The sequence below is a fragment of the Aquisalimonas sp. APHAB1-3 genome (assembly GCF_048323695.1).
Classification (GTDB): Bacteria; Pseudomonadota; Gammaproteobacteria; order Nitrococcales; family Aquisalimonadaceae; genus Aquisalimonas.
Genome location: NZ_JBLWFT010000005.1, coordinates 24998 through 38169 on the forward strand (window position 1 = coordinate 24998; position 13172 = coordinate 38169).

General features: G+C 66.2%; 14 protein-coding genes. 1 reads left to right on the forward strand and 13 read right to left on the reverse strand.

The window, feature by feature from the left end; all coding sequences use genetic code 11:
- Positions 1-80: 80 nt before the first annotated feature.
- Entirely contained in the window at positions 81-1061 is a 981-nt protein-coding gene (locus tag ACNSTU_RS09555) for a PstS family phosphate ABC transporter substrate-binding protein (RefSeq protein WP_418212303.1), read from the reverse strand.
- A 227-nt stretch (positions 1062-1288) separates the two neighbouring features.
- Between ACNSTU_RS09555 and ACNSTU_RS09560 the strand changes: the two genes are divergently transcribed.
- Positions 1289-1879, forward strand: coding sequence for a glutathione S-transferase family protein (locus tag ACNSTU_RS09560; RefSeq protein WP_290631456.1), 591 nt, complete (start codon positions 1289-1291; stop codon positions 1877-1879).
- Positions 1880-1963: 84 nt separating this feature from the next.
- Here the strand turns inward: ACNSTU_RS09560 and ACNSTU_RS09565 are convergent, their stop codons facing one another.
- The 12 genes from ACNSTU_RS09565 to ACNSTU_RS09620 form a co-directional block, all read right to left on the reverse strand.
- Entirely contained in the window at positions 1964-2239 is a 276-nt protein-coding gene (locus ACNSTU_RS09565; RefSeq protein ID WP_290631454.1) for a ComEA family DNA-binding protein, read from the reverse strand.
- A 94-nt stretch (positions 2240-2333) separates the two neighbouring features.
- Entirely contained in the window at positions 2334-3053 is a 720-nt protein-coding gene (gene pyrF / locus ACNSTU_RS09570; RefSeq protein ID WP_290636988.1) for an orotidine-5'-phosphate decarboxylase, read from the reverse strand.
- A gap of 2 nt (positions 3054-3055) precedes the next feature.
- Entirely contained in the window at positions 3056-4225 is a 1170-nt protein-coding gene (gene lapB, locus ACNSTU_RS09575) for a lipopolysaccharide assembly protein LapB (protein WP_290631450.1), read from the reverse strand.
- 1 nt (position 4226) lies between these two features.
- A complete protein-coding gene (locus ACNSTU_RS09580) occupies positions 4227-4520 on the reverse strand; it encodes a LapA family protein (RefSeq protein WP_290631448.1) in 294 nt (97 codons plus the stop codon).
- 79 nt (positions 4521-4599) lie between these two features.
- Complete coding sequence (locus ACNSTU_RS09585) at positions 4600-4881, reverse strand: integration host factor subunit beta (protein ID WP_091640852.1); 282 nt, start codon at positions 4879-4881, stop codon at positions 4600-4602.
- Positions 4882-5023: 142 nt separating this feature from the next.
- Positions 5024-6709: a 30S ribosomal protein S1 gene (gene rpsA / locus ACNSTU_RS09590; protein WP_091640857.1), complete on the reverse strand. Its 1686-nt coding sequence runs from the start codon at positions 6707-6709 to the stop codon at positions 5024-5026.
- Between the two features lie 109 nt (positions 6710-6818).
- Positions 6819-7502 (reverse strand): (d)CMP kinase, encoded by a 684-nt coding sequence (gene cmk, locus ACNSTU_RS09595; protein ID WP_290631442.1) that lies wholly within the window; start codon positions 7500-7502, stop codon positions 6819-6821.
- Positions 7499-8839, reverse strand: coding sequence for a 3-phosphoshikimate 1-carboxyvinyltransferase (gene aroA, locus ACNSTU_RS09600; RefSeq protein WP_290631440.1), 1341 nt, complete (start codon positions 8837-8839; stop codon positions 7499-7501). Before aroA ends, cmk begins: the two co-directional genes overlap by 4 nt.
- 11 nt (positions 8840-8850) lie before the next feature.
- Complete coding sequence (locus ACNSTU_RS09605; protein WP_290631438.1) at positions 8851-9735, reverse strand: prephenate dehydrogenase; 885 nt, start codon at positions 9733-9735, stop codon at positions 8851-8853.
- Entirely contained in the window at positions 9732-10865 is a 1134-nt protein-coding gene (gene hisC / locus ACNSTU_RS09610) for a histidinol-phosphate transaminase (RefSeq protein WP_290631436.1), read from the reverse strand. The genes ACNSTU_RS09605 and hisC overlap by 4 nt, the downstream gene beginning before the upstream one ends.
- A gap of 17 nt (positions 10866-10882) precedes the next feature.
- The gene (pheA, locus tag ACNSTU_RS09615) at positions 10883-11968 is read right to left on the reverse strand and encodes a prephenate dehydratase (RefSeq protein WP_290636990.1); all 1086 of its coding nucleotides are present in this window, start codon (positions 11966-11968) and stop codon (positions 10883-10885) included.
- Between the two features lie 18 nt (positions 11969-11986).
- Positions 11987-13156: a phosphoglycerate dehydrogenase gene (locus ACNSTU_RS09620; RefSeq protein WP_290631432.1), complete on the reverse strand. Its 1170-nt coding sequence runs from the start codon at positions 13154-13156 to the stop codon at positions 11987-11989.
- Positions 13157-13172 lie beyond the last annotated feature (16 nt).

A 13172-nucleotide genomic window follows, 5' to 3' on the forward strand; every position in this document is an offset into this window, starting at 1 on the left:
GGTCACCCCCCCCCCCCCCCAAAAAAAAACCGCGCCCGTGAAGGGCGCGGTGATCGGGTCAGTACGAAACCAGTCCCTGTCTATTCGAGGCCGAGCTCCTCGCGCTCCCGGGAAGCGGCCGACTCGGGCATGGGGATGAAGCCGTCACGCCGCACCACATCCTGGCCCTGCTCCGAGAGCACCAGACGCAGGAACTCCCGCTCGATGGGCGGCAGATCCTCGTTCGGGTCCTTGTTCACGTAGACGTAGAGGAACCGCGCCAGCGGATAGTCGCCGGTCAGCGCGTTCTCGGCGTTGGGCTCGTAGAGGTTATCCGGATCGTCGCCCAGCTTGATGGCCCGCACGCCCGAGGTGTTGTAGCCAATCCCGGAGTAACCGATGCCGTTCAGGGATTCCGACACACCCTGGACCACCGAGGCGGAGCCGGGCTGCTCGTTGATGGCGTCCTTGAAGTCACCATCACACAGGGCGTGCTCACGGAAGTATCCATAGGTCCCCGAGACAGCATTGCGGCTGTAAAGGGTGAAGTCGCGATTCTCCCAGTCGCCGTCCAGGCCCACCTGTCCCCAGCGGGTGATGTCCTCGTCACCGCCGCAGCGGCGGGTCTCGGAGAAGATCGCGTCCACCTGGTCGATGGACAGGCCCTCGATGGGGTTGTCGCGGTTGACGAACACCGCGATGGTGTCAATGGCAACGCGAACGAGCGTCGGCGGGTAGCCGTGGGCGTCCTCGAACGCCTCGATCTCGGACTCGCGCATCTGACGGCTCATGGGGCCGAAGTTGGCAGTGCCCTCGGCCAGCGCCGTCGGCGCCGTGGAGGAGCCCGCCCCTTCGATCTGGATGTTAACGTTCGGGTAGAAGTCGTTGAACTCCTCGGCCCAGAGCGTCATCAGATTGTTGAGCGTGTCGGAACCCTGGCTGGAGAGGCTGCCGGAAATGCCGGAAACACTCTCGTAGGTCGGCAGACTGTCGTCCAGCTCCGGACCCTCATCGGCGAAGGCCGGGAGCGCGGCGACCGCAAGAGCGGACGCGGCCACGGTCACAAGGCGGTTACGGAACATAATCATCAACTCCACGTTGGTGCGATCTGCGTTTTATCGCGGTTGCGTCGCTAGTGATCCGGAAGCGACTGGAGCGGAGTATGGGCGGCACACCTGACACCGGCGTGACCGGATCATGACGGTTCCGTGACAGGCCGGGTGCATCACGGGGCTTCACGGGACTGACCGTTCCAATACCGCCTTCTTCTGGTAAGCTGCGAGTCAATCCCAGTTACTGGATAGCCGCCATGGACCTCTATTACAGCCTCACGTCACCCTACGCGCGCATCGTCCGCGCGAGCCTGATCGAGAAACAGCTACACGACCGCACCGGACACCACGTGGTCGATCCGTGGTCCGATGATGCCGGGCTCATGCAGGTCAATCCGGCAACCCGGGTGCCCACCCTGGTGACGGACGACGGCGTCTCCATTACCGAGTCGCTGCTGATCGTGCATTTCCTGGAGGCCACCTGGCCCGATCCAGAGCTGATTCCGCAGGGCCGGCGCGCACAGGTGCTCGGGCAGACCGGGTTGGCGGTGGGTATCATCGATGCCGGCGTCCAGACGCTGCTGGCAAAACGGTTCGGGCCGGAGGGTGCGGATCAGGGCGTGCTCGGGCAGCGCCGGGCGAGAACCATCACGTCGACCCTGGATCGCCTGGAGTCCCAGCCACCCGAGGCAGGCGGAGATCTCGGCGCCCTGGCCGTGGCAGTAGCGCTGCAGTACCTGGACTTCCGTTACGCGGACCTGGCCTGGCGCGAACAGCGGCCGGCACTGACGCGCTGGCATGAGCAGGTGGCGCGGCGGGACTCACTGTCGGAAACCGTGCCGCGGTAGCGTCGGTTTACCAACCGATTCCGGAGGTCAGTAACGCAAAGCGCCCGCCAGAGGCGGGCGCACGGGGCCACAAGCCGGACGCATTCAGTCGGCGTCCGCGGTCAGGCGTTCGCGGTTGCTCTCCACCGTCGCCGGGCCGACACCCTGAACGTTGGTGAGCGCATCAACGCTGTCGAACCCGCCGTTGGCCTCGCGATACTCCACGATGGCCGCCGCGCGGGACTCCCCGACACCATCCAGTTCAGCCGCCAGCGTCTCGGCATCCGCGGTATTCAGATCCACGGATCCGGCAAACGCCGCACCGGCAAACAGCAGGGACAGAGCGGGAACGGCACAGAGAAAACGCGTGCGTTTCGACATGATCAACTCCTTTTGTTATTGAGGCACGAACGTCAGTGTTCGCGGCTTCGCATCAACCGAAGCGAGTCAAGACTAGCTCGACGACCGTGTCAGTTCAAGCATCGGCCGGGCCCGCCTGAAGCTCCGAGACAATACGCTCCAGGGCCGCGCCCGGGTCGTCTGCCGCCGTAATGGGCCGTCCCACCACGAGATAGTCGGCGCCGCCCGTCCGTGCCTGCGCCGGCGTCACGATCCGACGCTGATCGTCGGCGGCGGCCTCCGCGGGCCGGATACCCGGTGTCACCAGCACTGGCGCCTGCCCGTGCAGGGCGCGCAACCGGGGAGCTTCCCGGGCGGAACAGACGAGGCCATCCAGCCCTGCGCCGAGGGCGAGCCCCGCCAGCCGCTCCACCAGTGCATCAGGCGTATCGCTCAGACCGACAGCTGCGATGTCCTCCGCATCGTGGCTGGTCAGCACGGTCACGCCGATGAGCAGCGTATGCCCCGACCCGGAACGGCTCACGGCTTCCCGCGCCGCCTCCATCATGCGGACACCGCCGAGGGCGTGCACGTTGACCATCCAGACGCCGAGATCCGCCGCGGCGCGACACGCGCCAGCAACCGTATTGGGGATATCGTGGAACTTGAGATCCAGAAAGACGCTGAAGCCACTGCCCTGCAGCCGCTCCACCAGGCCGGGGCCGGCGCGGGTGAACAGCTCCTTGCCCACCTTCAGCCGGCACAACGCCGGGTCGAGCCGGGCCGCCAGCGCTTCCGCCCGCTCCACGCTGTCCACGTCCAGAGCAACCACGATCCACGGTTGTTCGCCTGCCACGCCTACTCCCCTTCCACACCCTGAATCGGTTTGATGGTCGCCCACTTGCGGCAACTCGGACACTGCCAGTGCAGGGTGCGCGCACTGAAGCCGCAGTTACGGCAGGAGTAGCCGGGTTTGTCCCGCAGCAGGGCGTGGAAGAGCTCCCTGAGCACTTCCAGGTCGGCGCCCCCGGCCTGCTCCGCCCGTGACAGATTGAGCTCGATCAGGCGGTTCAGTCCGCGCACGGATGGCCGGGCCCGGAGCTGATCCACCAGGAATCCGGCGGCGGCGTCCTCGCCGTGGTCGTGTCGGATGCGTTCCGCCAGCGCAAGGATGACGGACGCCCCGCGGTAATCGCGCGACACATCCTCCAGGAAGGCGCGGTAGCCGTCCGGCCGCCCCAGCTGGGTATAGGATTCGTGCAACCCCACCAGCACTTCCGGCAGGTAGTCGCGATCCTGCTCGCGCACACGCTGATAGCATTTCAGCGCCTGTTTGTAGTTGCCGACACTGCGCTCGATGTCGCCCTGCAGTATGCTCGCACGCACGCAGCCGGGGTCGGCGGTCAGCGCCCGCTTGATCAGACTCCGGGCGCGATTGACTTCCCCCTCGCGCCAGGCTCGATCCACCTGCTCACAATAGAACTGGGCCACGCGCGGCGCCATGCTCTGCTCACTGTTCGACTCCAGCCGGGCTGCCACGAGAATGGCGTTATCCCACTCCTTTTCCTGCTGATAGATATCCAGCAGATGCTGCAGGGCCTGGGGAACGAAATTCCCCGTCTCCACCACCTCCTGAAACAGGTTCTCCGCGCGGTCCAGGAGCCCGGCACGCAAGTAATCCTCGCCCAGTTCCAGCAGCGCCTGGGTTCGTTGTTCACGATTCAGGGAGGGGCGGGCGATAAGGTTCTGATGGATGCGGATGGCCCGATCCACTTCACCGCGCCGCCGGAAGAGATTCCCTAGGGCAAGATGGGTTTCGACCGTATCCGAGTCGACTTCCACCATGCGGGTGAAGACTTCGATGGCCTTGTCGGGCTGCTCGTTGAGCAGGTAGTTCAGGCCCTGGAAATAGTCGCCACGCAACGGCTCCTGGCGGCCGGGACGCGCACCCCCGCCCTGGCCACGTCTCGCGATGAACCAGCCCGAAAAGGCCGCCACCGGCAGGAGTAGCCAGAACAGTTCCACCATCTCAGTGATTATCTTTCAGCGGCAACCGGCGCAGTTCGTTGAGTTCCTTCTCGGTGTCCTTGACCCGCCGCCTCAGCCGGTGCACTTCGCGCTGCTTGCCGAGAATCATCCCGAGTGTCGTCAGCACACCGATGACGGCGCCGATGATCACGGCGACGACGAGCGCCAGGGAGAGCGGCGCGCCGACGGTACCGAAATAGTAGTCGACATCCACACGGCTGGCATTCAGCAGGGCAAAGCTCAGCCCGAACAGGATCACGATCAGGATGGCCAGAAATCCGATCAACCGACGCATATCGGTTTTACTCCCCTTGTTCCGAGCGCGCGCCACAACGCCAGTTCAATCCGCTCCGGGGAGAGGCCTCGGGCAATGTTCAATCGCCGTTGACCCGCTGGCGGAGCTCCTTCCCCGGCTTGAAATGTGGCACATACTTCGCAGGCAGGGCAACTGGATCCCCGGTCTTGGGGTTGCGGCCGATCCGCGGCGGACGGTGGTGCAGTGAAAAACTGCCGAAGCCACGAATCTCGATGCGATGACCGGAGGAGAGCGCTTCGCTCATGTGCTCCAGAAGCGTCTTGACCGACACTTCCACATCCCGGTAGGCGAGATGCTGCTGCTTGGATGCGATGACTTCGATGAGCTCGGATTTCGTCATTGTTATGTCCAGACGATTCCGTCCAATTTCCGGGCGCCGCGCTCAGGCCAGGCCTGTCGGCAATCCGGGCGGATGAAACGGATGCGGTGAGAGCGGGGTCGTGGCTCGGCCACGACCCCGCACGACCTGGATCGACCGGTAATCAGTCGTCCTGATTACCGCTGTCCATCTGCTCCTTGAGCAGGTCGCCAAGCGTAGTCGTGCCGGCACCGGCACCACCCTTGGCGTAGTCCTGCACGGCCTTGGCTTCTTCCTGAACGTCCTTGGCCTTGATGGACAGGCTGATCGAGCGGTTCTTGCGATCGACGCCGATGAACTTGGCCTGCACTTCGTCGCCTTCCTTGAAGTGACTGCGGGCATCGTCGACACGCTCGCGGGCGATGTCGGACGCACGCAGGTAGCCTTCGATGCCATCCCCGAGGTCAACGACCACGCCCTTGGCGTCCACTTCCTTCGCGGTGCCCTTCACCATGTTGCCCTTCGGATTATCGGCCATCCAGGCGGAGAAGGGATCGTCTTCCATCTGCTTGATGCCCAGGGAGATCCGCTCCCGATCCGCGTCCACGGACAGCACTACGGCTTCCACTTCGTCACCCTTCTTGAAGTGCCGCACGGCGTCTTCGCCGGCTTCGTCCCAGGAGAGATCCGAGAGGTGAACCAGACCGTCGATACCGCCTTCCAGGCCAACGAAGATGCCGAAGTCGGTGATCGACTTGATCTGGCCGTTCACGCGATCGCCCTTGTTGTGGGTGGCCGCGAACAGCTCCCATGGGTTCGCCTGGCACTGCTTCATGCCCAGGGAGATGCGGCGTCGCTCGCCGTCGATGTCCAGCACCATGACTTCGACCTCGTCACCCACGGCAACCAGCTTGCCCGGGTTAACGTTCTTGTTGGTCCAGTCCATCTCGGAGACGTGCACCAGGCCTTCCACGCCTTCCTCGATCTCCACGAAGCAGCCGTAATCGGTGATGTTGGTGACACGGCCCACCACGCGGGTGCTCTCCGGGTACCGGTTGGCAATGTTTTCCCACGGGTCCTCGCCCAGCTGCTTGAGGCCCAGGGAGACGCGGTTGCGCTCGCGGTCAAACTTGAGCACCTTGACCTCGATTTCCTGGCCGACTTCGACCACTTCCGAGGGATGCTTGACGCGGCGCCAGGCCATATCGGTGATGTGCAGCAGGCCGTCGATGCCGCCCAGGTCCACGAAGGCGCCGTAGTCGGTGAGGTTCTTGACGATGCCCTTGAGCTGCTGGCCTTCCTGCAGGCGCTCCAGCAGGGCCTCCCGCTCGGCGCTGTACTCTTCCTCGACCACCGCGCGGCGCGAAACCACGACGTTGTTGCGGCGCTCGTCCAGCTTGATGACCTTGAATTCGAGCTCGCGGCCTTCCAGGTACGTGGTATCCCGCACGGGGCGGATGTCCACGAGAGAGCCGGGAAGGAAGGCCCGGATGTGCTTGAGGTCGACGGTGAAACCGCCCTTGACCTTGCCGCTGATGATGCCGTTGACGGTGTCACCGTTCTCGTAGGCAGTTTCCAGGTGCTTCCAGGCGTGGGCCCGCTTGGCCTTCTCGCGCGACAGCCGGGTTTCCCCGAAGCCGTCTTCCACCGCGTCCAGGGCGACTTCCACGTCGTCACCCACACCCACTTCGATCTGGCCCGATTCCCCGAAGAACTCGTTGGCGGGAATCACGGCTTCCGACTTCAGGCCCGCATTGACCACCACGTGGTCACCGCGGATCGCCACCACCTTCCCGGTGACGATGGCGCCGGGGCGCATGTCGGTTTGTGCCAGGCTCTCTTCAAACAGTTCGGCAAAGCTCTCGCTCATTGGTCAGCCAATCCTAGAACGTCAACAACGCGATGACGTCTGTGGTTACGTTACGTACATTTAAACGGCCAGCGACGCGTCCGCCCCTCTGACCACCCGAGTTAATCCTTTATGATAGCTGTTTTTGCAGCAGCTTGAGTACCCTCTCCACCACGGCGTCCACTGACAGACCCGTGGTATCGAGCTCCTCGGCGTCTACCGCCGGCTTCAGCGGCGCCACCGCGCGATTGCGGTCACGCTCGTCGCGCACGGCGATCTCGTCCAAAAGATCCGCGAGGCTAACATCAACCCCCTGTTCCTTCAACTGGTTATGGCGCCGCCGCGCCCGCTCCTCCGCACTCGCGGTGAGAAAGATCTTGAGGGTCGCGTCCGGGAACACCACCGTACCCATGTCGCGGCCATCGGCGACAAGTCCCGGCGGCTTGCGGAAGGCCCGCTGGCGGGCGAGCAGCGCCTCCCGCGCCTCCGGCACGGCCGCCACCCGCGAGGCGAGATCGCCGGTCTGCTCACTGCGCAGCTGCACGGAGACGTCGTTGCCGTCCACCAGTACGCGCACCGACCCGTCGGGCCGAGGCTCGAACACCACGTCGAGCCCGTGGGCCAGATCCACCAGGGCGGCGGTATCGGATGCGTCCAGGCCGCGGCTGCCGGCGGCGACCGCCAGGGCCCGGTAAATGGCGCCGCTATCGAGCAGGTGCCAACCCATGGCTTCGGTGACCGCACGGCAGACCGTTCCCTTGCCGGACCCGCCGGGCCCGTCCACCGCGAGCACGGGCGCGTCCTTCGGCGTCATGAGGCCTCCGGAGCGTCGTGTTCCACATCCAGCCCGAGCCCGGCCTCTCGCGACAGACTGGCAAATCCGGGGAACGACGTATCCACGTTGCGGCAGTCGCGGATGGTGATGGTGTCGGTACTGCGCAGTGCCGCCATGGCAAACGCCATGGCGATCCGGTGGTCGCCGTGACTGTCCACGGTGCCGCCCGTAAGGGTGCCGCCGTGGATGACGATGCCGTCCGCGCGCGGCTCCACCTGGATGCCGAGAGCCGTGAGGCCGTCGGCCATGACGGCGATCCGGTCACTCTCCTTCACCCGCAGTTCCTCGGCGCCCGTAAGCACCGTCGTCCCGTTCGCACAGGCGGCGGCGATGAAGATGGCAGGAAACTCGTCGATGGCCAGCGGCACCAGCCGTTCGGGAATGGTGATGCCGTGCAGCGGCCGCGCACGCACGTGGACATCTGCAACGGGCTCGCCGCCCACCTCGCGCTGGTGGCGCAGCTCCACGTCCGCACCCATGAGATCGAGGATGTCCAGTACGCCCGTACGGGTCGGGTTGATGCCCACGTGTTCGAGGACGAGATCGCTGCCCTCGGCGATGCTCGCCCCCACGAGGAAGAACGCCGCCGAGGAGATATCCGCCGGGACGTCGATCTCGCAGCCCTGCAGGCGCCCGCCCCCGGTAACGCCGGACCAGGCGTCGTCCCGCCGCACCGGATAGCCGAAGCCCGCCAGCATGCGCTCGGTATGATCGCGGGTGGGTGCCGGCTCGTGCACCCAGGTGTCTCCCTCGGCATACAGGCCGGCCAGGAGCAGGGCGGATTTCACCTGGGCGCTGGCCACCGGCATGTCGTAGCTCATGCCGTGCAGGGGGTGTCCGCCACGGATCAGTAATGGCGCGGTGCCGCCCGGAGCGGCCTCGATCACCGCCCCCATCGCGGCGAGCGGCTCGGTCACCCGCCCCATGGGACGGCGCCGCAGGGAGTCATCACCAGTCAGCGTGCTGTCGAAAGGCTGCCCCGCAAGCAGGCCGGCGAGCAGGCGCATGGACGTCCCGGAGTTGCCCAGGTCCAGGGGGCCGTCCGCAGCGCTGAGCCCGTGCAGCCCGGCACCACGGATACGCAGTGCACCGTGGCGCGGCCCGTCGATCTGCACGCCGAGCTGCCGGAACGTGGCCAGCGTCGCCAGCGCATCGGCCCCTTCCAGAAACCCCTCCACACGGGTCTCGCCCTCGGCCAGGGAACCCAGCATGACGGCACGGTGAGACATGGACTTGTCCCCGGGCACACGGAAACGCCCGGTCAGCGTGCCACCGGGCCGGACGTGGAAAACGGGATTGCGGCTGTGATCAGTCAACGAACGTCCTCTCAGGATTCCAGCGTCGCCATGAACCGGTCGCGTGTGTCGCGGGCGTGCCGGAACAGGTTCTCGAGTGCAGTGGCATCCCCGGCGCGCACCTGCTCACGCAGCTCCGCCAGATCCGCCATGTAACGGTCCATGGCAACCACGAGTGCGTCGCGGTTGGCCAGGCAGATATCCCGCCACATCTCCGGGTCACTGGACGCGATGCGGGTGAAATCCCGGAATCCGCCGGCGGCATAGGCGAACACTTCGTCGCGATCGGACCAGCGCGACAGGGTGTCCACCAGCGAATAGGCCAGCATGTGCGGCAGGTGCGACGTGGCCGCGAGCACATCATCGTGATGGGCGGCGCTCATGCGCGCGACGCTCGCCCCCACCGCCTGCCAGAGCTCTGCAACCCGCTCAACCGCGGCCGCGTCGGTGCTCTCTTCGGGGGTCAGGATGACGCGGCGGTCGTGAAACAGCTCCGGGAACGCCGCAACCGCGCCGCTCTTCTCGTTGCCTGCAATGGGGTGACCGGCGACGAACCGGGCGCTGTGCTCACCCAGCGCCTCGGCGGCATCCGCCAGCACCGTGGCCTTGGCGCTGCCCACATCGGTGATCACGGCACCCGGCGCCAGATCGTCCCGGACGGTCGCCAGCACCGGTCCCATGGCCCCCAGGGGCACGGCCACCACGACCACGTCGGCACCTCGCACGGCTTCCCGCGGGTCGGTGGTGGCGTCGTCGATGATGCCGCGCTCACGCGCCGTGTCGAGGTTCGCCGTCGAGCGCCCGCACCCAACGACTGTGTCGACCAGGCCGGCCCGGCGCAGCCCCAGAACCCACGATCCGCCGATCAGGCCGACCCCGATCAGGGCGAGCCGTTTCACGGGCCTGACTGTGCTCATGCCCGGCGGCCCATCAGGCCCGTCAGGGCATCGAGGAACCGGCGGTTCTCGTCCGGGAGACCGACGGTCACCCGGATCCACTCCGGCAGGCCGTAACCGGCCACGGGACGCACGATAACCCCCGCCCGCAGCAATCCCTCGTACACGGCACCGGCATCCCCGACCCGGACACAGAGAAAGTTCGCCGCCGACGGCAGCACGTCGAGGTCCAGCTGCTGCAGTTCGCCGCGCAGCCACTCCCGCTGCTCGTTGTTCATGGTCACCGACTCCCGGACGTAGTCGGTATCCGACAACGCCGCCTCGGCCGCCGCCTGGGCACTGGTGCTGACGTTGAATGGCTGACGCACGCGGTTAAAGAGCTCCGCCACCGCCGGATGGGCCATGCTGTAACCGACCCGGAAGCCCGCCAGTCCGTGAACCTTCGAGAACGTACGCGTCACCACGAGGTTGGGGAACGCGCTCAGCCATTCGGTGGCGTCCGGCTGCTGCGGCGAATCGCTGTACTCGCAGTACGCCTCGTCGACCACGACGATCACGTGATCCGGCATCGACTGGATGAACGCCTTGAGTTCACGCCGGCCCAGCCACGTCCCCGTAGGGTTGTTGGGGTTGGCCACGAAAACCACCCGCGTATCGTCGGTCACCCGTGCCCGCATGGCGTCCAGGTCGTGGCCGCAGGGCATGCCGGCGTCACTGCCCAGCGCCGGGGCCACGCACGCCGTTGCGCCGGCCGCGCTGGTGACAATCGGGTACACGGCAAAGGCGTGCTCCGAGAACACGGCCTCCCGGCCCGGCCCCAGAAACGTGGACGCCACCAGCGCCAGCACGTCGTTGGAGCCGTTGCCGAGCGTAATCGTCTCGGACGCCACGCCGTGGTGCCTTGCCAGCGCCTGCTTGAGGCGGAAGCCGTTGCCGTCCGGGTAGCGGTGGGCATCGGCCATGGCCTCGCGCGCGGCGGCAAGCGCCTTTTCACCCGGGCCGCGGGGGTTTTCGTTGGAGGCCAGCTTGATGATGTCCGTCAGGCCGTACTCGCGCTGCAGCTCGTCCATGGGCTTGCCCGGCTCGTAGGGGTGCAGCGTCTGCACCCCGGGCACGGCCAGTTGATGGAAGGCGGATCGCAGCTCGCTCATGGTTCGCTCTCCGGAGGCTATCGCGCAGCGCGGGGGTAGGAGCCGAGCACGCGCAGCAGCGAGGCCTGCTCGCGCATTTCCGCCAGCGCCGCGCTGACCTGCGCATCGTCGGCGTGCCCCAGCAGGTCAATGAAGAAGGCGTACTCCCAGACACCCTGGCGTGACGGCCGGGCATCCAGGCGTGTCATGTTGATGTCGTGACGGGCAAGCGGCTCCAGCAGACTCACCAGCCCGCCCGGACGATCCGAGCGCGACACGACCAGCGAGGTCTTGTCGTCGCCCGTGGGCGGTGGCGACTGCCGGCCGATGACCAGAAAGCGGGTGGTGTTGCCGGAGATGTCCTCGATCCCCTCGGCCAACGCCCCCAGGCCGTACATGTCGATGGCGGCGTCACTGGCCACGGCGGCGGCACCCTGCTCCATGGCGGCCAGGCGGGCCGCCTCGGCGGTGCTGTCGACGGTGATCCGCTCCACCCCCGGGAGGCGCGAATCCAGCCAGCCCCGACACTGCGCCAGGCCCTGCTGATGGGAGTACACCCGCCGGATCGCCTGCAACTCCGTCTCGCGGCTGGCGAGATTCTGCTGAATCCGCAGCTCCACTTCCCCCACCACCTGCAAAGGCGAGGTGAGAAAACAGTCCAGGGTGTGGTTGACCACGCCCTCGGTGGAGTTCTCCACCGGAACGACGCCGTAATGCATGTCCCCGGCTTCCACTTCGCGGAAGATGGCGTCGATGGAGGTCAGCGGCTGCAGTTGCACCCCATGGCCGAACTGCTTCAGCGCGGCCGCCTGGGTAAAGGTGCCTTCCGGCCCCAGGAACCCCACTTTCAGCGGCTCCTGCAGCGCCAGACAGGCGGACATGACTTCCCGGAACAGGCGGGTGACCACCTCGTCGGAGAGCGGCCCGGTATTCAGCGACTCGATGCGCCGCAGCACCTCCTGCTCGCGCTCCGGCCGGTAGAAATCACCCTGCTCGCCGTGCTCGCGCTTGATGCGGGCGACCTCCTGGGCCAGGCGGCCGCGCTCGTTGACCAGCTCCAGCATCTGCTGGTCCAGTGCATCGATGCGCTCCCGCACATCGGCGAGGTGTTTCCGGTCCGTCATGCCGCCTTCTCCACGACGTCAGTCGAGGACGCGCACTTTGAGCACGCCCTTGATACCGCGCACCACATCGGCGACCTCGCGCGGAATGCTGCCGGCGACGTCAACAACGGTGTACGCAAGATCCCCGCGGGACTTGTTATACATATCATCGATGTTCAGACCGGCATCCGCCAGGGTCGTGGAGATCTGCCCCAGCATGTTCGGCACGTTGGCGTTGACCACGGTCATGCGCTCGCAGTTCTCCGCCCGCGGCATGTTCACTTCCGGGAAGTTCACGGAGTTGTGGATGTTGCCGTTCTCCAGGTAATCGCGAACCTGATCGGCCACCATGATGGCGCAGTTGTCCTCGGCTTCCGTGGTCGACGCGCCCAGGTGCGGCAGCGTAATGCACTTGGGGTGGTTCTTGGTGAGGTTGGTGGGGAAGTCGTTGACGTAGGCCGTGAGGTGGCCACGGTCGATGGCGTCCACCACCGCCTGGTCGTCGACGATGCCGGCGCGGGAGAAGTTCAGCACGGCCCCGCCCTTGTGCAGCATCCCCACCCGGTCGGCGTTGATCAGGTTGGCGGTGTGCTCGTTGTACGGCACGTGGATGCTGATGAAGTCGCTGCGCCCCACCAGCTCGTCGACGCTGTGGGCCTGGCGTACGCCGGCCTCCAGCGCCCAGGCGCTGCTCACGGTAATGCCCGGGTCGAAGCCAACCACGTTCATGCCGAGCGCGCGCGCGGCGTTGGCCACCTTGACGCCGATAGCACCGAGACCGATCACGCCCAGGGTGCGGCCGGGCAGCTCGAAACCACGGTAGTGCTTCTTGCCCGCTTCCACTTCCTTGCTGAGGCTGGCGTCATCCCCGTCCAGGTTGCGGGTGTAGTCCCAGGCCTGGCAGATGTTGCGGGCCGCCAGGAACATGCCGGCGAGCACCAGCTCCTTCACGGCGTTGGCGTTGGCGCCCGGAGTGTTGAACACCGGAATGCCCTGGTCGCTCATGGCGTCCACAGGGATGTTATTCACCCCGGCGCCGGCACGGCCCACGGCCAGCACGGAGTCGGGCACCTGCATGTCGTGCATCTTGTAGGAGCGCAGCAGAATGGCATCCGGCGCGGAGATCTCGGTGCCGGTCTCGTAGCTGTCACGGGGCAGACGATCGAGGCCCTTGGCGGAGATGTTGTTCAGTGTCTGGATCTTGTACATGGTTACTCCTGTCTTT

Excerpts from the sequence above, each read along its gene's own strand:
- ACNSTU_RS09555 (WP_418212303.1), bottom strand. The coding sequence starts at position 1,061 with ATGTTCCGTAACCGCCTTGTGACCGTGGCCGCGTCCGCTCTTGCGGTC.
- ACNSTU_RS09560 (WP_290631456.1), top strand. The coding sequence starts at position 1,289 with ATGGACCTCTATTACAGCCTCACGTCACCCTACGCGCGCATCGTCCGC.
- ACNSTU_RS09565 (WP_290631454.1), bottom strand. The coding sequence starts at position 2,239 with ATGTCGAAACGCACGCGTTTTCTCTGTGCCGTTCCCGCTCTGTCCCTG.
- lapB (WP_290631450.1), bottom strand. The coding sequence starts at position 4,225 with ATGGTGGAACTGTTCTGGCTACTCCTGCCGGTGGCGGCCTTTTCGGGC.
- ACNSTU_RS09580 (WP_290631448.1), bottom strand. The coding sequence starts at position 4,520 with ATGCGTCGGTTGATCGGATTTCTGGCCATCCTGATCGTGATCCTGTTC.
- ACNSTU_RS09585 (WP_091640852.1), bottom strand. The coding sequence starts at position 4,881 with ATGACGAAATCCGAGCTCATCGAAGTCATCGCATCCAAGCAGCAGCAT.
- rpsA (WP_091640857.1), bottom strand. The coding sequence starts at position 6,709 with ATGAGCGAGAGCTTTGCCGAACTGTTTGAAGAGAGCCTGGCACAAACC.
- cmk (WP_290631442.1), bottom strand. The coding sequence starts at position 7,502 with ATGACGCCGAAGGACGCGCCCGTGCTCGCGGTGGACGGGCCCGGCGGG.
- ACNSTU_RS09605 (WP_290631438.1), bottom strand. The coding sequence starts at position 9,735 with ATGAGCACAGTCAGGCCCGTGAAACGGCTCGCCCTGATCGGGGTCGGC.
- hisC (WP_290631436.1), bottom strand. The coding sequence starts at position 10,865 with ATGAGCGAGCTGCGATCCGCCTTCCATCAACTGGCCGTGCCCGGGGTG.
- pheA (WP_290636990.1), bottom strand. The coding sequence starts at position 11,968 with ATGACGGACCGGAAACACCTCGCCGATGTGCGGGAGCGCATCGATGCA.
- ACNSTU_RS09620 (WP_290631432.1), bottom strand. The coding sequence starts at position 13,156 with ATGTACAAGATCCAGACACTGAACAACATCTCCGCCAAGGGCCTCGAT.